The organism is Stenotrophomonas maltophilia (assembly GCF_025642255.1).
GTDB classification, from domain to species: Bacteria; Pseudomonadota; Gammaproteobacteria; order Xanthomonadales; family Xanthomonadaceae; genus Stenotrophomonas; species Stenotrophomonas maltophilia_P.
In genome coordinates this window covers 1,249,933-1,269,755 of the sequence record NZ_CP106759.1, presented here as the reverse complement: position 1 = coordinate 1,269,755, position 19,823 = coordinate 1,249,933, and the positions used below count along the sequence as shown (strand labels likewise).

18 protein-coding genes are annotated in these 19,823 nt (G+C 67.5%); all 18 read left to right on the top strand.

What is annotated here, in order from left to right:
• The first annotated feature begins 184 nt into the window (after positions 1-184).
• Positions 185-715, top strand: a complete 531-nt coding sequence (locus N8888_RS05880; RefSeq protein ID WP_263177864.1) for a Csu type fimbrial protein — start codon at positions 185-187, stop codon at positions 713-715.
• Positions 715-1,467: a fimbrial biogenesis chaperone gene (locus N8888_RS05875; RefSeq protein WP_065174701.1), complete on the top strand. Its 753-nt coding sequence runs from the start codon at positions 715-717 to the stop codon at positions 1,465-1,467. Before N8888_RS05880 ends, N8888_RS05875 begins: the two co-directional genes overlap by 1 nt.
• Positions 1,468-1,474: 7 nt before the next feature.
• A complete protein-coding gene (locus tag N8888_RS05870) occupies positions 1,475-3,829 on the top strand; it encodes a fimbria/pilus outer membrane usher protein (protein WP_263178357.1) in 2,355 nt (784 codons plus the stop codon).
• On the top strand, positions 3,826-4,872 hold the full coding sequence (locus N8888_RS05865) for a Csu type fimbrial protein (RefSeq protein ID WP_263177863.1): 1,047 nt from the start codon (positions 3,826-3,828) through the stop codon (positions 4,870-4,872). Before N8888_RS05870 ends, N8888_RS05865 begins: the two co-directional genes overlap by 4 nt.
• Positions 4,873-4,956: 84 nt before the next feature.
• Positions 4,957-5,205, top strand: coding sequence for a hypothetical protein (locus N8888_RS05860; RefSeq protein WP_229765838.1), 249 nt, complete (start codon positions 4,957-4,959; stop codon positions 5,203-5,205).
• A 5-nt stretch (positions 5,206-5,210) separates the two neighbouring features.
• Positions 5,211-5,909 (top strand): fimbrial biogenesis chaperone, encoded by a 699-nt coding sequence (locus N8888_RS05855; RefSeq protein ID WP_263177862.1) that lies wholly within the window; start codon positions 5,211-5,213, stop codon positions 5,907-5,909.
• A 219-nt stretch (positions 5,910-6,128) separates the two neighbouring features.
• Positions 6,129-6,935 (top strand): 30S ribosomal protein S2, encoded by an 807-nt coding sequence (gene rpsB, locus N8888_RS05850; RefSeq protein ID WP_053518321.1) that lies wholly within the window; start codon positions 6,129-6,131, stop codon positions 6,933-6,935.
• A gap of 125 nt (positions 6,936-7,060) precedes the next feature.
• Positions 7,061-7,939 (top strand): translation elongation factor Ts, encoded by an 879-nt coding sequence (tsf, locus tag N8888_RS05845; protein WP_053518318.1) that lies wholly within the window; start codon positions 7,061-7,063, stop codon positions 7,937-7,939.
• Between the two features lie 203 nt (positions 7,940-8,142).
• Positions 8,143-9,678 carry a sensor domain-containing diguanylate cyclase gene (locus N8888_RS05840; protein ID WP_111185787.1) on the top strand — a complete coding sequence of 512 codons (1,536 nt, stop codon included), beginning with the start codon at positions 8,143-8,145 and terminating at the stop codon, positions 9,676-9,678.
• A 120-nt stretch (positions 9,679-9,798) separates the two neighbouring features.
• Positions 9,799-10,527: a UMP kinase gene (gene pyrH / locus N8888_RS05835; RefSeq protein WP_263177861.1), complete on the top strand. Its 729-nt coding sequence runs from the start codon at positions 9,799-9,801 to the stop codon at positions 10,525-10,527.
• A gap of 97 nt (positions 10,528-10,624) precedes the next feature.
• Complete coding sequence (gene frr / locus N8888_RS05830; RefSeq protein WP_053518312.1) at positions 10,625-11,179, top strand: ribosome recycling factor; 555 nt, start codon at positions 10,625-10,627, stop codon at positions 11,177-11,179.
• 5 nt (positions 11,180-11,184) lie between these two features.
• The gene (uppS, locus tag N8888_RS05825) at positions 11,185-11,952 is read left to right on the top strand and encodes a polyprenyl diphosphate synthase (protein WP_065174698.1); all 768 of its coding nucleotides are present in this window, start codon (positions 11,185-11,187) and stop codon (positions 11,950-11,952) included.
• Positions 11,949-12,785, top strand: a complete 837-nt coding sequence (locus tag N8888_RS05820) for a phosphatidate cytidylyltransferase (RefSeq protein WP_074900963.1) — start codon at positions 11,949-11,951, stop codon at positions 12,783-12,785. Before uppS ends, N8888_RS05820 begins: the two co-directional genes overlap by 4 nt.
• A 2-nt stretch (positions 12,786-12,787) precedes the next feature.
• Positions 12,788-13,978 (top strand): 1-deoxy-D-xylulose-5-phosphate reductoisomerase, encoded by a 1,191-nt coding sequence (gene dxr / locus N8888_RS05815; RefSeq protein WP_263177860.1) that lies wholly within the window; start codon positions 12,788-12,790, stop codon positions 13,976-13,978.
• Between the two features lie 60 nt (positions 13,979-14,038).
• Positions 14,039-15,397 (top strand): RIP metalloprotease RseP, encoded by a 1,359-nt coding sequence (rseP, locus tag N8888_RS05810; RefSeq protein WP_053518305.1) that lies wholly within the window; start codon positions 14,039-14,041, stop codon positions 15,395-15,397.
• 74 nt (positions 15,398-15,471) lie between these two features.
• Complete coding sequence (gene bamA, locus N8888_RS05805) at positions 15,472-17,892, top strand: outer membrane protein assembly factor BamA (protein WP_065174695.1); 2,421 nt, start codon at positions 15,472-15,474, stop codon at positions 17,890-17,892.
• Positions 17,893-18,333: 441 nt separating this feature from the next.
• On the top strand, positions 18,334-19,356 hold the full coding sequence (lpxD, locus tag N8888_RS05800) for a UDP-3-O-(3-hydroxymyristoyl)glucosamine N-acyltransferase (RefSeq protein ID WP_053519892.1): 1,023 nt from the start codon (positions 18,334-18,336) through the stop codon (positions 19,354-19,356).
• The gene (gene fabZ, locus N8888_RS05795; protein WP_053519893.1) at positions 19,353-19,811 is read left to right on the top strand and encodes a 3-hydroxyacyl-ACP dehydratase FabZ; all 459 of its coding nucleotides are present in this window, start codon (positions 19,353-19,355) and stop codon (positions 19,809-19,811) included. The genes lpxD and fabZ overlap by 4 nt, the downstream gene beginning before the upstream one ends.
• Positions 19,812-19,823: the final 12 nt, after the last annotated feature.

The window sequence follows — 19,823 nt, the reverse complement described above, 5'->3', positions numbered from 1 at the left end:
TTCCCGGCCATGCACAGTTCCGGCAAGGCGAGCGAAAGCGTGATCGCGCCCACATTCCGCAGCCCCTGTTTATCACGGATTACAGACACTTGGCGGTCCTAAGCTGGCGCCAGCGTCGCCGAAGCGGCCCCGAACGTGCCGCCTTCGCCTTGTTCAACGGACCTTCGGGTCAAGGAGGTTGTCCATGCGAATCCCACTGCGCTCCTCCCTTGCCGGGGCCATGATCGCGCTGCTGCTGGCCGGCCCGGCGCTGGCGGCCGATACCACCACCTTCAACGTCACCCTCGTGGTCACCAAGGCCTGCACGATCACGGCCGCGGCCGCCACCAACGTCGACTTCGGTACCGCCGCATCGACCACCGCGATACCTACCCTGGGCCAGGGCACGGTGACCGCCCAGTGCTCTGCGCTGACCCCGTATACGATCGCGCTGAACGCGGGTGCGAACGCCGGTACGGCCGGCGACGTCACCACCCGGCGCATGAAGAACACCGACGCGGCGGTGACCGCCAACAACTACGTCGGTTACCAGCTGTACCGCGACGCGGCACACAGCCTGGTCTGGGGGTCGACGACCGGCACCAATACCCAGGCCGGCATCGGCACGGGCCTGGCGGTCCCCTACATCGTCTACGGCCAGATCCTGAACCTGAGCACCAACAACGCGGCCGCCGGCAACTACCTGGACACGATCACCGCCACGATCACTTATTGATGGAGCACGCCTCCATGTCCCGACCCCGCCTGTGGCGCGCCGCCGGCGTGGCGTTGCTCGCCTGCCTGCTGGCCAGCGCCATGGCCACCTCCGCCGCCACCAGTCTGCAGGTCGCGCCCACCACCCTGCAGCTGGAGCCCCGCCAGCGTGCCGCCGAGCTGTGGCTGACCAACAGCGGGACCGCGCCGGTGAAGCTGCAGGTGCGGGTGTTCCGCTGGGTCCAGCAGGATGGCAATGAGCAGCTGCTGCCTGCCGATGGGCTACTGGCAACTCCACCGATGCAGGAACTGGCCGCAGGCCAGCAGCAGCTGGTGCGGGTGATGCGCACGGACAGCGAGGCACCGGCCTCCCAGCAGCATTACCGCCTGATCGTCGACGAAGTGCCGGACCTGGCCACCCGCGCCAGCGGCATGCAGTTCGTGCTGCGCTATTCGATCCCGGTGTTCATCCAGCCGGCTGGGGGCACGCCGGCGCCGCGCCTGCAGGCACGCCTGCTGCGGCTGGACGATGGTCGCAGTGGCGTCGAGATCGGCAATTCCGGCGACAGCTACGCGCAGATCGCCGACCTGGCGCTGGGCAGTGTCGAACGCCCGCGTATCGTCCACCCCGGCCTGCTGGGCTATGTGCTGCCCGGCCAGGTGATGCGCTGGCCCGTGGAGCGCACGGCGGTCGACCGGGACAACGACCAGATCACGGCCAAGATCAATGGCGAGTCGACGCAGACACCGCTATCGCCGCCACCGGCTCGCTGAGGCGGTGGTGGGCACGGTGCTCGCTGCCGCGTGGGTTCCCGCGGCTCCGGCCGCCGACGTGTCCGGCATCTCCGGCGTCTCCGCCGATGCCCTGCTGCCTCCCCCGACACCGCTGACGGCCAGCCAGACGCTGTACCTGGACGTCTCACTGAACAGCACGCCGCGCGGCCTGCTGCCCTTCACTGAAGCACGTGGCCGCCTGCAGGCCAGTCCGGAGGTGCTGCGCCAGCTCGGCTTCAGCGCCACCGGCGATGCACCGGTGTTTCTGGATCAGATCAGCGGCGTGGTCGCGCGCTACGACGCCCAGCTGCAGACACTGGCGCTGGATGTGCCGCTGGACCAGCTGACCCTGCCCACCACCCTGCTCGGCCGCCCGCAGGTGCGTGCGCCGGCTGGCAGCGCCTCGCCGGGCCTGCTGCTCAACTACGACGTGTACGGCAGCCGCATCGAAACACTCGGCAACCTTACCCTGAGCTCGGAACTGCGCCTGTTCGGCATCGGCAGCGGCACCTTCGAGAACACGGCGGTCACCCGTCGCTACCAGCAGCCGGACGACCGTCACTGGCGCAGCGAAAGCGTGCGCCTGGATACGCACTGGACACTGGATTTTCCCGAGTCGGCGACCACGCTGGAGATCGGTGATTTCTACAGCGGCTTTGTCGACTGGACCCGGCCGGTGCGCCTGGGCGGCGTGCAGGTCGGACGCAACTACGGGCTGCAGCCCTACCGCGTGCTGACACCGACGCCCGGCTTCCTGGGCGAGGCGGTGGTGCCGTCAACGGTGGAGCTGTACGTCGACGGGTTGCGCCAGTACAGCGGCCAGGTGCCGGTCGGACCGTTCCAGCTGGCGGCACAGCCGGGCATCAGCGGCACCGGCACCGCGCAGGTTGTGGTGACCGATGCCTTCGGCCGCATGCAGACGCTGGATTTCAGCTTCTATGGCACCCAGCAGCTGCTGGCCAAGGGCCTGTCCGACTGGTCGGTCGGTGCCGGACAACTGCGCGAAGCGTTCGGCGAACGCTCCTTCGAGTACGACAGCCGCACGGTGGCCAGTGCCAGCTGGCGTGGTGGCATCAGCGACACCTTCACCGGCGAAGCGCACGCCGAAGGCGGTGGCGGCCTGCTGCAGGCCGGCGTCGGTGGCTGGTGGCTGGCGGGCGAGGCCGGCGTGTTCAATGCCGCCTATGCGCACAGCCGCCTGCAGGGCCTGCAGGGCGGCCAATGGGCATTGGGCTACAGCTGGAACAACCGCCGCTTCAATTTCAATGTGCGCAGCGTACGCACCCACGGCGACTACCGTGATCTCGGCGCGCTGCAGGACAATCTGCCCCCGCGCATCAGCGAACAGGCCACTGCCGGTCTCGATCTGCTGGGGCTGGGAACGCTGAGCGCAAGCTACCTGCGGCTGCGCTACCCCGATGGCGACGACAACCGCTATGCCAGCCTGTTCTGGTCGCGTACCTGGAGCCAGCGCTGGTCGGCCTACCTGTCGGTCAACCAGAACCTGGACAGCAGTGACGACCGCAACATCTACCTGTCAGTGAGCGCCAGCCTCGGCAACAACCGCCAGGCCAGCCTCTCCAGCCAGCGCAACGGCGACAGCCAGGCCTGGGTGGCCGATATCACCCAGCCGGTCCCCGGCGATGGCAGTGCCGGCGGCATCGGCTGGCGCGCGCAGGTGCGCGGGGGCGACGAGGGCACAGGCGGCCTGGCCGAGGTCGGCATCCTCAACGACGTGGGGCGTTACGCGCTCGGCGCATCGCGCCAGGCCGGCATTGACTACGCCTATGCCAGCGCCAGCGGCAGCCTGGTGTGGATGGACGGGCACACCTTTGCCACCCGCGAGGTCTCCGATGCCTTCGCGGTGGTCAGCACCAGCGGCGTCGCCGGTGTCCCGGTACGGCTGGAAAACCGCCTGATCGGCGTCACCGACGACCGTGGCCTGCTGCTGGTCAGCCCCCTGCTGTCGTGGCAGCGCAACCGGGTCTCCATCGACACTCTCGACCTGCCGGCGGACATGCGCGCCGACCGCGTCGAGGACTGGGTGACACCCCGCCAGCGCGCCGGCACCGGCGTGACGTTCCATCTGCGCTCGCGGCCGTCGCTGACCCTGGTCCTGCAGGACATGGCCGGACAACCGCTGGAGGTGGGCAGCGAAGTGCAGCTGCCGCAGGGTCGCCAGGCCACCGTCGGCTACGACGGCCTGCTGTACCTGGAGGACGTGGCGCCGGGCAGCGTGCTGTACATCACCACCAGCCGCAGCCAGTGCCGGGTGAAAGTACCGGCCACACCGGAAGTGGCTGCCAGCGGCGCCCGGCCCCGCCCGGCACCGGTACCGTGCATTCCCGAGGTGGCGCCATGAAGGTGCCCCTGCTCGGACTGCTGCTCGTGCTCGGCCTGCTGGCCGCCACACCGGCGCACGCGGCGGCGGTGTGCACGGCCACCGCCAACCCCACCCTGCCGTTCGGCAACGTCAACAGCAATGCCCCCGGCCCCACCTCGGCCACGCTGAACATCACCGTCACCTGCACGACGGCGGCGCTGAGCCTGCTGGCCACCACCGGCGTGCGCGTGTGCGTGGGCATCGGTGCCGGCAGCGGCGGTGGCAGCAGCAGCACCTGGCGGACCCTGCGCACCAGTACCGGCACCCCTCCCGACACCCTGAACTTCCAGCTCTACAACAATGCCGGCTACAGCCAGGTCACCGGCCTGGTTCCCCGCGGTACGCCGCCAGCGCAGGAGCTGACCATGACCTACAACGTGCCGCTGGTGGTCGGCGGCAGCGGCGCGCAGTCCACCCAGCTGTTCGCACAGATCCCCGCCAACCAGGTGCTGGCCGCGGGCAACTACAGCAGCACCTTCAGCGGCGCCGACGTGGTGCTGACCTGGGCCTGGAACGAAGTGCTGCTCGGAAACGCCACCGTACCGGCCACCTGCAACGGCGGCGCCACCGGTACCAACAGCGCCAGCGCGGCCTTCAGCTTCACCGCGACCGCGACCGTGCTGCCACAGTGCGGCAGCTACCTCACCACCCCTCTGGACTTCGGCAACGTCACCGGCAGCATCACCAGCAACATCGACCAGACCGCCACCCTGACCCTGACCTGCCTGAAGAACACGGCATTCCAGATCGGCCTGGACAACGGCCAGAACAATCCCCCGGCCACCCCGACCCGGCGCATGCGCACCACCATCGGGGGCAGCAGTTACTACCTGGCCTATGAACTGTACCGCGACAGCGCACGCAACCAGCGCTGGGGCAACACGCTCACGGTCGATACCGCCAGCGGAACCGGTACCGGCAGTGCGCAGCAGCTGACGATCTACGGCCGGGTGCCGCCGATCACCGGCCAGCCGCCGGCAGGTACCTACAACGATGTGGTACAGGTGACGATCACCTACTAGCCGGTGCCGCGAGCACCTGCCCCTACAGATCCGGCGCGCCCGGCCGATAGCGTCCAGCAGGTATCCCGGCACGGTGGATGACAGGTGGTTCGCGCAGTTCCGATCCTGGCGATGATGCTCGCCGCCCCCCTGGCCTGGGCCGAGCCGGCAGCCCCGGTGCAGGTGCGCCTGGTCGTAGTGGAAGCCTGCCAGGGCGATGCCGGCGGCCGCGCGTGTGCCGTTCCGCACCAGCGCAGCGATGCCCCGCAGCTGCCGGCACAGCTGCGTGAACTCGCCCCCGCGCCAGCCTCGCCCACCGACGACGCTTCCGCCGCGCCGACATTCATCTACTGATGCCGATGCGCGCACTCCTTGCCCTGTTCCTGCTGCTGCCGGGGCTGCCTGCCGCCGCACTGGACCTGCTGCCCACGACCCTGCAGCTGCCCGCCGAAGGGGGCCGTACCGAACTCTGGCTGCACAACCCCGGCCCCGAGCGCTGGCAGGGCGAGGTGCAGATCCTGGCGTGGGAGCAGCAGCTGGACGCCGAACGGCTGCAGCCGAGCGACCGCATCCTGGCCAGTCCGACCCGACTGGATCTGGCGCCCGGCGCCCGCCAGCGGCTCTGGCTGCTGCCCCGCAGCGCCGTACCGGTCGCTGCCGAGCAGGCCTACCGTATCGTGCTTGCCCCCAGCAGAAGCAGCCTGCCACGCTACTCGCTGCCGCTGTTCCAGGGTGCGGCTGCGTCGTCAGCGCGCCCGGCCGTGCGTGCCCGCGTCGAAACCAACGGGTCGCAGACTCATCTGCGACTGGACAACCCGGGCCGCCTGCATGCGCGCCTGGACGGGCTTTCATTCGAGTCCGCCGGCGGCCATCGCAGCGTGCTGCTGCCGGGCCTGGCCGGCTATGTGCTGGCAGGACGGGAAAGGCGCTGGACGTTGCCGGCACGCCGCGACGGCTATCTCGGCGGCCGCTTCCGGGCCCGCCTGCAGGACGGCCGGGAGGTCGTTCTGGACGCATGGGACCCGTCAATTGCGGTGAACCCGCCCGCCGGGCTATAATCGCCGGGATGTCCTGCCGCCCTGTGCGCTGGACCCCGTCCACACCGGACGTCACCGGTGAATCCACACCTGCTGCCCCCATCCGTGCCGGGGTGCTCCGCAAGGAGTTCGGCCACGGAGGCAACAGGGAAGCCCAACCCCGGAACCGATCGCGCTTCCACGCGTCCCGCATACCTGTCCCGCGGGCGGAATCGCTGGTTCCATATCAGGAGTACTGCAATGCCCCAGGTCACCATGCGTCAGATGCTGGAAGCCGGCGTCCACTTCGGCCACCAGACCCGTTACTGGAACCCGAAGATGGCTCCGTACATCTTCGGCGCCCGCGGCAAGATCCACATCATCAACCTGGAAAAGACCGTCCCGCTGTTCAACGACGCGATGAACTTCATCTCGTCGGTTGCCCAGAAGCGCGGCACCGTCCTGTTCCTGGGCACCAAGCGCAGCGCCCGCGAAACCATCAAGGAAGAAGCCGAGCGTTGCGGCATGCCGTTCATGAACCAGCGTTGGCTGGGCGGCACCCTGACCAACTTCCGTACCGTCAAGCAGTCGGTTGCCCGCCTGAAGGAACTGGAAGCCGGTGAAACCGACGGCACCTTCGAGAAGCTGGTCAAGCACGAAGTGCTGGGCCTGCGTCGCGAGCGCGACAAGCTGGAAGCCTCGCTGGGCGGCATCAAGGACATGAACCGTCTGCCGGACGCCATCTTCGTCATCGACATCGGCCACGAAGACATCGCCATCAAGGAAGCCAAGAAGCTCGGCATCCCGGTGATCGCCGTGGTTGATACCAACTACAACCCGGAGCTGGTCGATTACGCCATCCCGGGCAACGACGACGCCATCCGCGCCGTGCAGCTGTACGCCCGTGCCGCCGCCGACGCCGTGCTGGAAGGCAAGGCCGCTGCTCCGCACGCCGCCTCGGTGCGTGAGGAAGAGTTCGCTGAAGCCGCCGCTGAAGGCGAAGAGAAGCCGGCCCGTCGCGCTCCGGCCAAGAAGACCGCCAAGAAGGGCGACGAAGCCCAGGCCTGATCCAGGCCCCGGGGTGGGCCCCAGCGCCCACCCCTCCTGCATGCCGCCCTCGGCGCGTGACAGGACCATGTCATACGGGCCGGCCACCATGCCGGCCCAACCCCTTTCTTTCGTGAGGTAATCCCGTGGAAATCACTGCTTCCCTGGTCAAGGAACTGCGCGAGCGCACCGGCGCCGGCATGATGGAATGCAAGAAGGCGCTGACCGAAGCCGCCGGCGACATCGACGCTGCGGCGGAACTGCTGCGCAAGTCCGGCGCTGCCAAGGCCGACAAGAAGGCTGACCGCGTGGCCGCCGAAGGCCGTCTGGGCCTGGCACAGGACGGCGGCAAGGCTGTGCTGGTCGAAGTCAACTCGGAAACCGACTTCGTCGCCAACGACGTCAACTTCAAGACCTTCGTCGACGCCGTTGCCGCTGCCGCCCTGGCATCGGGCGCTGCCGACGTCGAAGCGCTGAAGACCGCCAAGCTGGCCTCCGGCGAGACCGTCGAAGAAGCCCGCGCCCTGGCCGTGCAGAAGCTGGGTGAGAACATCCAGATCCGCCGCATCGCCAAGGTCGACGGCAACAACACCGTGGGTGCCTATGTGCACACCAATGGCAAGGTCGGCGTCCTGGTGGACCTGGTCGGCGGCGACGCCGAACTGGCCCGCGGCCTGGCCATGCACGTGGCTGCGCTGAAGCCGCCGCACAACAAGGCCGCCGACGTTCCGGCCGACTTCGTCGAGAAGGAAAAGGAAATCGAACTGGCCAAGATGTCCGAGAAGGACAAGTCGAAGCCGGCCGATATCCTGGAAAAGATCATCAGCGGCAAGATCAACAAGATCGTCAGCGAAGTGACCCTGTACGGCCAGGCCTATGTGCTGGACGGCGACAAGACCGTCGAGCAGGTGGTCAAGGCCGCCGGTGCCGACGTCGCTGGTTTCCAGCTGCTGGTCGTCGGCGAAGGCATCGAGAAGGTGGTGGAAGACTACGCCGCCGAAGTTGCCAAGGCGATGCAGGTCTGAGTCCAGCCTTCCGGCTGTGAAGCGACCACAAGGAGCCGCGGGGAACCGCGGCTCTTTTTTTATGCCGTCGGTGAACTTTGCGTTGCGCGCGAATCAGGCCGATACTCGGCGCAGGGAATCCTCAGTCACATAGCAGGATAGAAAGTCGCAGACTGTGATGAATTCCTAGGTATTCTTGCCCTAATGGAATTGAACGATCCGCCATGCCTCCCGAGCTGACAGCTGCCCTGGCGCTCTGCCGCAACCTTCCCTCGCCACCCGGTATTGCCCTGCGCATCATCGAACTGGCCCAGGATCCGGAAGCGGACATCGCCACCGCCGCCGACATCATCGCCATCGACATGGCGCTCAGCGCCCGCATGCTGCGCATCGCCAACTCGCCGCTGTATGCCAGCCGGCGGCGCATCGAGAATCTCGGCCAGGCACTGACCATGCTGGGCCTCAACGCCACCATCAGTCTGGCGCTGGGTTTCACGGTCACCCAGGGACTGACCGGAAGCGGTGCCGATCACGACCTGCGGCAGCGGGCCTGGAAGCGCAGCATCCTCAGTGCACTGGCTGCCAGCCAGCTTGGCCAGGCGCGCGGGCTGCGCCGCCTGGAAGAACTGATGCTGGCCGGACTGCTGCAGGACATGGGCGTGCTGTGCCTGGCCCAGGCCGAAGCCGAGCGCTACCTGCCCCTGCTGCGTGAAGCACGCGACAACCTCGACCTGGTTGCCCGCGAGCGCAACGTGCTGGGCTGCAGCCACGCCGATGTCGGCGCCTGGGTGGCCGAGCAGTGGGGCCTGCCGCGCTACCTGGTGGAGAGCATCAGCCACAGCGAAGACGAGGACGCCGCCGATTCGCCCTTCCAGGCGTGCGTGCAACTGTCCGGCGCGGTCGCCGACATCTGGCTGGACGGCGACGCCGACGCGGCCCGCGAACGGGCGCTGCAGCAGGTGCATGACCGCCTGGATCTGGACAGCGCCCGCTTCGACCAGGTCCTGGCCCGCATCAGCGATGCCCTGCCCGATATCGCCAGCCTGTTCGAAGCCGGCCTGAATTCTCCGGCGCGGGTGCACGAACTGATCGATCACGCACAGGAGCTGGCCACCCTGCGCAACCTGCGCGAACTGCAGGATGCCGACCAGGCACGGCGACGCGCCGATGAATTCGAGGCGCGCGCCAAGCGGCTGGCCGACCAGGCCCACCGTGACGCGCTGACCGGCGTACTCAACCGGCGCCAGCTGGAAGCGGTGCTGGAGCAGGAATTCCTGCGCGCCGGCCGGCATGGCTGGCCGCTTTCGGTGGCCTTCATCGACCTGGACGACTTCAAGAAGATCAACGACGCTCACGGTCATCTGACCGGCGACGAGGTGCTGCGCGCCTTCGCCGGCAAACTGCAGGGCCAGCTGCGCAACAGCGACACCGTCGCCCGCTTCGGTGGCGAGGAGTTCGTGGCGCTGCTGCCCAATACCAGCGAATCGGTAGCGCTGGAGGTGATCCGGCGCGTACTGGCGAACATCGTCGCCACGCCGATGGCCGAACTCGAGGGAGGGCCGCTGTTCGTCACCTTCTCCGCCGGCGTGGCCACGCAGGGGGGCTACGAACGCTTCGCCGACGTGCAGGACCTGCTGCGCGCCGCCGATGACGTGCTGTATCGATCCAAGAACCTGGGCCGCAACCGGGTGATCGCCCGCTCCCCCGGCGCGCTGGGCCACGACGAACTGTCCGCCACTGCCGGCCTCGAAGCGGGCTGAACGGGACGCCCCGATGAGCGGGGCGATCCAGCCGATTTTGCGCCGCAGTGCACAAAACACTTTGGCCGGGCGCCGCATGCGCGTAGAATCGCCCGCGATTTCCACGCACCCGAGGTCCCCATGTCCAAGCTCGCCTATCGCCGCATCCTGCTGAAACTCTCCGGGGAGGCGCTGATGGGAGACGAGGACTACGGCATCGACCCGAAGGTCATCAACCGCCTGGCCCGTGAAGTGATCGAGGCCCAGCAGGCAGGGGCCGAAGTGGCACTGGTGATCGGCGGCGGCAACATCTTCCGCGGCGCCGGCCTCGCTGCCGGCGGCATGGACCGGGTCACCGGCGACCAGATGGGCATGCTGGCCACCGTCATCAACGCGCTGGCCATGCAGGACGCCCTGGAGAAGCTGGGCGCCAAGGCCCGCGTGATGAGCGCGATCAAGATCAACGACGTGTGCGAGGACTACATCCGCCGCCGCGCCATCCGTCACCTGGAAAAAGGCCGGCTGGTGATCTTCGCCGCCGGCGTCGGCAGCCCCTTCTTCACCACCGATTCCGGCGCAGCCCTGCGTGCCATCGAGATCGGTGCGGACCTGCTGCTCAAGGCCACCAAGGTCGATGGCGTGTACGACAAGGATCCGAACAAGCACAGCGACGCGATCCGCTTCGACAGCCTGAGCTACGACGAGGTGATCCGCCGCGGCCTGGAAGTGATGGACACCGCCGCCTTCGCACTGGCCCGCGACAGCGATCTGCCGATGCGGGTGTTCGACATGGGCCAGCCGGGCGAGCTGCTGAAGATCCTCAGCGGCGAGAACATCGGCACCCTGGTCCAGGGCCGCGACCCGGCCTGAGCCTGAGCGCAAGGCGACGCCCGGGCCGATCCAGGCCCGGCAGCGTCCCGTATTCGCCTATAATCGCCCGATTCCAGTTACATCCAGGACCCGGGCGATGCTCAACGACATCAAGAACAACGCGCAGACGCGCATGGCCAAGAGCATCGACGCTCTGAAGCACACCCTCACCTCGATCCGCACCGGGCGTGCTACTCCGGCCCTGCTGGACCGCGTCACCGTCAATGCCTACGGCAATGCCAGCACCCCGCTGAACCAGGTCGCCTCGATCTCCAACGCCGACGCCCACTCGCTGCTGGTCACGCCGTTCGACAAGAGCATGATCAAGGAGATCGAGAAGGGGCTGTACAACGCCGAGTTCACCCCGAATACGCTGGGCACCGCGATCCGCATCAACATGCCGCCGCCGACCGAAGAGCGCCGCAAGGAACTGGTCAAGCAGGTGCAGAAGGAAGGCGAAGGCGCCAAGATCGCGATCCGCAACATCCGTCAGGACGCGAACAAGGAAATCGCCAAGCTGGTCAAGGACAAGGCGATCAGCGAAGACGAGAAGAAGCGCGGCGAAGACGATATCCAGAAGCTGACCGACAGCAACATCAAGGATGTCGACAAGGTCGTCGCGGACAAGGAAAAGGAACTGTTGTCGGTCTGAAGTCGATGCCTTCAGTCCCGCCTCCCCTGCCGGCCGCCCTGCCCCGCCACGTCGCCATCATCATGGATGGCAACGGACGCTGGGCACAGCAGCGCCGCCGCCCGCGCGTGATCGGCCACCGTGCCGGCGCGCGCGCGGTCAACCGCACCATCGAGCGCTGCCTTGAACTGGGCATCCCGGCGCTGACCCTGTTCGCCTTCTCCAGCGAGAACTGGGGCCGGCCGCAGGACGAAGTCGATGCGTTGATGAAGCTGTTCCTGGGTGCGCTCGACCGCGAAGTGGACGAGCTGCACCGCCGCGGCGTGCGCGTGCGCTTCATCGGCGAGCGCGAGCGCTTCGGCGCCTCGCTGGTCAGCCGCATGCAGCTGGCCGAACAGCGCACCGCCGGCAACACCACGCTGACCCTGTCGATCGCCGCCAGCTATGGCGGCCGCCAGGACATCGCCCGCGCGGCGCGCGCACTGGCTGCCGAAGTGGCGGCCGGTCGCCTGCTGCCCGAACAGATCGACGAGGCGCTGCTGGGCCGGCAGATGGCCCTGGCCGACCTGCCGGCACCGGACCTGTTCATCCGCACCGGTGGCGACACCCGCATCAGCAATTTCCTGCTGTGGCAGCTGGCCTATACCGAGCTGTGGTTCACCGAGGCACTGTGGCCGGACTTCGACGCCGCGATGCTGCAACAGGCGCTGGATGCCTATGCGGGCCGTGAGCGCCGCTTCGGCCTGACCAGCGCCCAGATCGCCGCCCTGGCCACCGAGACGTCCAGCCCATGACCAAGACCCGAGTCCTCGCCGCGCTGATCATGGCGCCGGTCGCCATTGCCGCGATCCTGCTGCTGCCGACGCAATGGCTGGCCGCCGCGGCCGCCGCCGTCCTGCTGATCGGCCTGTGGGAATGGCTGAAGCTGGCCGACGTCGAAGACACCCTGGCGCGCACCGTGCTGCTGGTATTGAACCTGCTGCTGATGGTGCTGCTGGTGTGGGCCGACGGCAGTACCCTGGTGCTGTTCCAGATCACCACGCTGGTCGGCGTCGCCTGGTGGCTGGCGGCGCTGGTCTGGCTGCGCTTCTTCAACTTCGGTGCACAGCCGGGCAGCCCCGCGCGCATCCTCAAGCTGCTGGCCGGCACACTGGCCATCGTGCCGGCCTGGGCCGCACTGGTGCTGATCCACGCCGGCGGCGACCCGCCCGGCCAGCAGGGGCATCTGTGGCTGCTGGCCGCGCTGGCGCTGGTCTGGGCCGCCGATTCGGGCGCCTACTTTGCCGGCCGCCGCTTCGGCAGGCACAAGCTGGCCCCGCGCATCAGCCCGAACAAGACCTGGGAAGGCCTGGTCGGCGGCCTGCTGGCCGGCGTGGCCGTGGCCGTCGGCCTGGGCTGGCTGGCCGGTATCGACCTGGCCCACCTGCCGGGCCTGCTGATCACGTCCGTGGTCGCCGTGCTGGCCTCGGTGCTGGGCGATCTGTTTGAGAGCCTGATCAAGCGCCATGCCGGTGCCAAGGACTCGGGCAACCTGATCCCGGGCCATGGTGGCGTGCTCGACCGTGTCGACGGCGTCCTGGCAGCCGTGCCGGTGTTCGCGCTGGGCAAGGAAATCTTCGGATTCTGACCATGCATGCAGCAGCAGACCTGCGCCGGGTCGCCGTGTTCGGCGCCACCGGATCGATCGGTGCCTCCACCCTGGATGTGATCGCGCGCCATCCGCAGCGCTACCGGGCCACCGTGCTTGCCGCCGGCCGCCAGGTGCAGGCGCTGCTTGCGCTGTGCCGCCAGCATCAGCCCCTGCACGCGGTGATCGCCGACGAGGCCCTGTACCCTGCGCTGCGCGACGGTCTGCGCGAGGCCGGCCTGGCGACCCAGGCCCACGCCGGCCAGGCAGCGCTGGACCAGCTGGCCGCCAGTGACGCCTGCGACACCGTGGTGGCCGCCATCGTCGGCGCGGCAGGGCTGTCCTCGACCCTGGCCGCCGCCGCCGCGGGCAAGCGCATCCTGCTGGCGAACAAGGAATCACTGGTACTGGCGGGCGAACTGCTGACCCGTACCGCCGAACGTGCCGGGGCCGAGATCATCCCGATCGACAGCGAGCACAGCGCCATCTTCCAGTGCCTGCGCTCGCGCGACGCCAGCCTCGAAGGCGCCGGGGTGCGCCGGATCCTGCTCACCGCCTCCGGTGGCCCGTTCCGTGGCCGCAGCCGCGCCGAACTGGCGCAGGTCACCCCGGCCCAGGCCGTGGCCCACCCGAAGTGGTCGATGGGGCCGAAGATCTCGGTCGATTCCGCGACCCTGATGAACAAGGGCCTGGAAGTGATCGAGGCCCACCACCTGTTCGCCGTGCCGGGTGAACGCATCGAGGTGCTGGTCCATCCGCAGAGCCTGGTCCATTCGCTGGTCGAATTCGTCGACGGCTCGACCCTGGCGCAGATGGGCCTGCCGGACATGCGCACCACCCTGGCCGTTGGCCTGGGCTGGCCGCAACGCATCGCCTCGGGCGTGGCCGGGCTGGATCTGCTGGCGCAGGGTCGGCTGGATTTCGAGGCGCCCGATACCGAGGCCTTCCCCTGCCTGGCGCTGGCCTGGCAGGCGATGCGCGCCGGTGGCACCGCCCCGGCGATGCTGAACGCCGCCAACGAAGAGGGCGTTTCAGCGTTTCTTCAGGGCCGGATCGGTTTCCTGACCATCCCGGCGCTGGTTGCTAACGCTCTTTCAACACTGCCGACCGAGCCAGCCGATACACTGGAGGTCCTGTTGTCCGCCGACCAGCGCGCACGCCTGCTGACCCTGAACGCCATCGACGCCGCCTGAACCGCCCGCCTGCCCAGCCCTGCATGACGCCGCCGCCCCTGCCCGCCAACGTGAGCCTGCATGACTGACTTCATCGGATCGGTCTGGTGGATGATTGTCAGCCTGGGGCTGCTGGTCACCTTCCACGAGCTCGGGCATTACTGGGTCGGCCGCCTGTGCGGAGTCAAGGTGCTGCGCTTCTCTGTCGGCTTTGGCCGGCCGCTGTGGTCGCGGCGCGACCGGCATGGAACCGAATTCGCCATTGCTGCGATTCCGCTGGGCGGCTATGTGAAATTCCTCGACGAGCGCGAAGTCGAGGTGCATCCGCAGGAACGCGGCCAGGCGTTCAACCACAAGACGGTCTGGCAGCGCATCGCCATCGTTGCTGCCGGGCCGGTCGCCAACCTGCTGCTGTGCATCCTGCTGCTGTGGGCGATGTTCGTGATCGGCAAGCAGGACTATTCGCCCACCCTCGGCCGCACCAGCGGCATCGCGGCGACGGCGGGGCTCAACAGTGGTGACCGCGTGCTGCGCGTGGACGACCGCCCGGTCAGCACCCTGGGCGAGGCCAGCATGGCCCTGACCGCGGCAGCGATGGACCGTCGTGATGTCACGCTGGACGTGATCGACCGCAGCGATCAGGTGCATGCCCGTACCCTGCCGCTGTCGCAGCTGCCGGCAGGCTTCGATGAACGGCGGGTGCCGATCCTGGCGGGCCTGTACTGGCAGTCATGGCTGCAGCCCGCCCTGGTCGACAGGCTCACACCGGATTCCGTTGTTGCGGGCCAGCTGCAGCCGGGCGACCTCATCGTGGCCATCGACGGGCAGCGCATTGACAGCGTCGACCAGGTGATCGGCGAAATCCAGGCCCTGGGCCGCACCGGCGGCCCCGGCATGATCGAAGTCCTGCGTGGCGGCGAGCGGCTGGCACTGGAAGTGACTCCGCGCCAGGGCAAGGACGGCAAGGGCGAGCCGGTCTGGCAGATCGGCGTCGGTTTCCCCACCACCTACAGCCCGGCCTACGACACCCTGCTGCGTTACGGGCCCCTGGACGCGGTCACCGTGGCGGTGCGTGAAACCGGCCGGCTGGCCGCCGACTCGCTGGGCATGATGGCCCGCATCGTGACCGGCAAGGCCTCGCTGCAGAACGTTTCCGGCCCGGTCACCATCGCCCGTGTGGCCAATGTATCGGCCAAACGTGGGCTCGACTGGTTCCTGCAGTTCCTCGCGCTGCTGTCGCTGAGCCTGTGCATCATCAATCTGCTGCCGATCCCGATCTTGGACGGCGGCCACCTGCTGTATTACCTTATCGAGTTGGTCAAGGGCAGCCCGCTGAGCGAGCGTGCCATCGCCGCCGGCCAATACATCGGCCTGGCGTTGCTGGCCGGGCTGATGGGGTTGGCGTTCTACAACGACATCCTCGGCCTGGTCCCGCGATGAACTTTTCCACGTTGTTGCCGTCTACAGCGTCGGCATCCCGCACCAATGAAATCGACCTTCCTACCGGACGTGACATGACGCGACTCCCCAATCGCCGCCTGCTGGCCCTCGCCCTCGCCGCCGTCACCGGCGCTCCCGCCCTGGCCCAGGCAGCCGAGCCCTTCACTGTCAGCGATATCCGCGTCGACGGCCTGCAGCGCATCAGCTCGGGTACGGTATTCACCTACCTGCCGGTGGAGCGTGGCGAGACGGTCACCGACAGCAAGGTCGGCGAAACCATCCGCGCCCTGTACAAGACCGGCTTCTTTGAGGACGTGCAGCTGGACCGCCAGGGCAACATCCTGGTGGTGACGGTCAAGGAACGCCCGGCGATCAACAAGCTGACCGTGACCGGCAACAAGGACATCAAGTCCGACCAGCTGCTGAAGGGCCTGTCCGACATCGGCCTGACCGAAGGTGGCACGTTCGATCGCCTGAGCCTGGACCGCGTGACCCAGGAACTGCGCCGCCAGTACAACGACCGCGGCAAGTACAACGTCGAGATCACCCCGACGGTGAGCCCGCTGGACCGCAACCGTGTGGACATCGCCATCGCGATCAAGGAAGGCAAGGCGGCCAAGATCCGCCATGTCAACCTGGTCGGCACCGAGAAGTACGACAGCAAGGACATCCTGGAAACCTGGGAATCCAAGGAGCACAACTGGGCCTCGTGGTACCGCCGCGATGACCAGTACTCCAAGGAGAAGCTGTCCGGCGACCTGGAAAAGCTGAACTCGTGGTACCTCGACCGTGGCTACGTCGACTTCAGCATCGACTCCACCCAGGTGTCGATCAGCCCCGACAAGCGCGACATGTTCCTCACCGCCGGCGTGACCGAGGGTGAGCAGTACAAGATCTCCGAGATCAAGGTCAGCGGCGACACCATCCTCCCGCAGGAGGACGTGGAGCGCATGGTGATCCAGAAGTCCGGCGACACCTTCTCGCGGGCGCTGCTGGAATTCAGCTCGGACACGATCACCAACTCGCTGTCCAACATCGGCTACGCGTTCGCCAAGGTGAACCCGATCCCGACCACCAACCGTGCTGACCAGACCGTTGCCATCAACATGCAGGTGGTGCCGGGCCCACGCGTGTCGGTGCGTCGTATCGTCTTCCGCGGCAATACCCGCACCTCCGACGAGGTGATGCGTCGCGAAATGCGCCAGTTCGAGAACAGCTGGTACTCGCAGGCCGCGATCGACCGCTCCAAGATCCGCCTGCAGCGCCTGGGCTATTTCGAATCGGTGGATGTGGAAACCCCGGCCGTCAGCGGCAGCAACGACCAGGTCGACGTCGTCTACAACGTCAAGGAAACCACCTCCGGCAGCTTCGTGTTCGGCCTGGGCTACTCGCAGTCCTACGGCATGACCACTTCCGTGCAGCTGTCGCAGAACAACTTCCTCGGCGGCGGCAACCGCGTGTCGGTGGAAGCCTCGCGCAGCAGCTACCTGCAGCGCTATGGCTTCAGCTACACCAACCCGTACTTCACCGATGACGGCGTGTCGCTGGGCTACAACCTGTCCTGGCGCGAACTGGACTACTCCGACTTCAACACCGCGCAGTACAACAGCACCAACGGTGCCGCGCAGGTGGTGTTCGGCGTGCCGCTGACCGAAACCGACTCGGTCTCGCTGATGTTCGGCATCGACAGCAACCAGATCTCGACGTACCAGAACGCGACGCCGCAATCGATCATCGACTACATCAACGCCGTCGGCCGCCGCACCTTCCATGCCTGGCGCACCGAGCTCGGCTGGGCACGCGACTCGCGCAACGACTACTTCATGCCGACCCGCGGTACCTACCAGCGCATCGGCCTGGAGACCACGCTGCCGGGTTCGACCGTCGAGTACTACAAGCTGAACTACCAGATCTCCAAGTACTGGCCGATCATGCCGTCGCTGGTGATCAACACGCGCGCGGAAATCGGCTACGGCGACAGCTACGGCAAGGACACCTCGCGTGATCTCTGCTACACCGAGCCGACCGCGGCCAACCCGAACCCGGTGCAGACCGTGAACTGCAACCCGAACTCGCCGGACTACGTGAAGACGGTGACCGCCAGCGGCCTGCCGTTCTACGAGAACTTCTACGCCGGCGGTACCAACTCGGTGCGCGGCTTCGAGGACAATACGCTGGGCCCGCGCGAAATCACCCCGGGGTACCCGGACGGCCAGCCGCTGGGCGGCTCGGTGAAGACGGTCGGCTCGGTGGAAGCCTACTTCCCGCGCCTGTTCGACAGCCCCTCGGCGCGCGTGTCGGCCTTCGTCGACTTCGGCAACGTCTACAACGGCACCAAGAACTTCAAGGCCAACGAGCTGCGCGTGTCCACCGGTGTGGCCCTGCTGTGGCGTGCCCCGGTCGGTCCGATCTCGATCAGCTATGCGTTCCCGCTGAAGAAGGAAGACGACGACAAGATCGAGCGTCTGCAATTCACCTTCGGTGGGCAGTTCTAAGAACTGACCACCGAAGGTGCGCCGCGGCTTGCTGCGCAAGCAGTGGGTCCCGACCTACCCCCTATCCCCCGCGCCGCTGGCGCGCCCCCCTTAACAGAAGGGGGGCTCTCCACCAGACGGGGTACGAAGCGCCGGGCTCTGCCCGGCGTTTTCGTTTAACCCGGATGGCTGAAGCGCACGATCTGCTTTTGATCTTTTCTGTTTTCCGCGGCTGGCACTCGCGCCACGCTGTCAGAGGTCGGGCGGGTCGGGGCTGCGGGGGTGTGAGCCGCATGGATGCGGCGATCAAGGCTACAGGGACGTACTTGCGCCGTCCCCCGCAGCCCCGACCCGTCCGACCCAGCCCATGAGCCTGGCTCTGCCGGCCGCGAGGGGCCCCGCCGTTGGCTGCACAACTGCCCCCCGCATGACCGCAATGGCGTCACACGTTAAACTCCCGCCGTGAATACTCCCTCCTACACCGCCCAGCAACTCGCCGAGCAGTTCGGCCTGCAGGTCCATGGCGACCCCGCCACCGCCATCCATGGCGTGGCCACCCTCGCCCATGCCGGCCCAGGCCAGCTGACCTTCCTCGCCAATCCGCGCTATCGCACCCAGCTGGCCGACAGCCAGGCCTCGCTGGTGGTACTGCGTGCCGACGATGCCGAGGCGGCTCCCGGCGCCGCGCTCGTGGCCAAGGACCCGTACACCACCTTCGCCAAGATCGCCGCGCTGTTCGACATCGCACCGACGCGCCCGCCGGGCATCCATCCCAGCGCCGTCATCGATCCCACTGCCCAGGTCGCAGCCAGCGCCCATATCGGTCCGTTCGTGTCCATCGGCGCCCGCAGCGTGGTCGGCGAGAACTGCATCATCGGCACCGGCAGCGTGATCGGCGAGGATTGCAGCCTGGACAACGGCTGCGAACTGATTGCGCGGGTCACCCTGGTCACCCGCGTCCGGCTGGGCAAGCGTGTGCGCGTCCACCCCGGCGCCGTGCTCGGCGCCGATGGCTTCGGCCTGGCGATGGACGCGGGCAGGTGGATCAAGGTGCCGCAGCTTGGCGGCGTGCGCATCGGCGACGACTGCGAAATCGGCGCCAACACCTGCGTGGACCGCGGCGCGCTGGAAGACACCGTGCTGGACGAAGACGTGCGCCTGGACAACCTGGTGCAGATCGCACACAACGTGCAGATCGGCGCGCACTCGGCCATCGCTGGCTGCACCGGCATTGCCGGCAGCGCCAAGATCGGACGTTACTGCCTGCTCGGCGGCCACGTAGGCGTGGTCGGCCACCTGGAGATCTGCGACAAGGTCGTGATCACCGGCAAATCGGTGGTGCGCAACTCCATCCATGAGCCGGGCGAGTATTCGTCCGGCACCCCGTTGACCGACAACCGCACGTGGCGCAAGAACGCCGCGCGCTTCAAGCAGCTCGATACGCTGGCCCGGCGCATCCTGGCTGTGAGCAAGGAGAAAGAATGAACGACACGCTGCAGCTTCCGATCGATGTCCTCCAGATCCAGGAGCTGATCCCGCACCGCTACCCGTTCCTGCTGGTGGACAAGGTCCTCGAGCTGGATGTGGACGCCAAGCGCATCCTTGCCCAGAAGAACGTGAGCATCAACGAGCCGTTCTTCCAGGGCCATTTCCCGGGCCGCCCGATCATGCCCGGCGTGCTGATCATCGAGGCACTGGCGCAGGCCGGCGGTGTGATGACCCAGCTCTCGCTCGGCCGCGATGCGCAGTCCAAGCTGTTCTACATGGTCAAGGTGGAGAACGCCCGCTTCAACAAGCAGGTGGTGCCGGGCGATGTGCTGCTGCTGGACGTGCAGATGAAGCGGCTGATCCGCAACATGGGCTGGTACTACGGCGAAGCCAAGGTCAACGGCGAAGTGGTGGCCTCTGCCGAGGTCATGTGCGCCGGTGCCAAGGGCTGAGCCATAACGGAG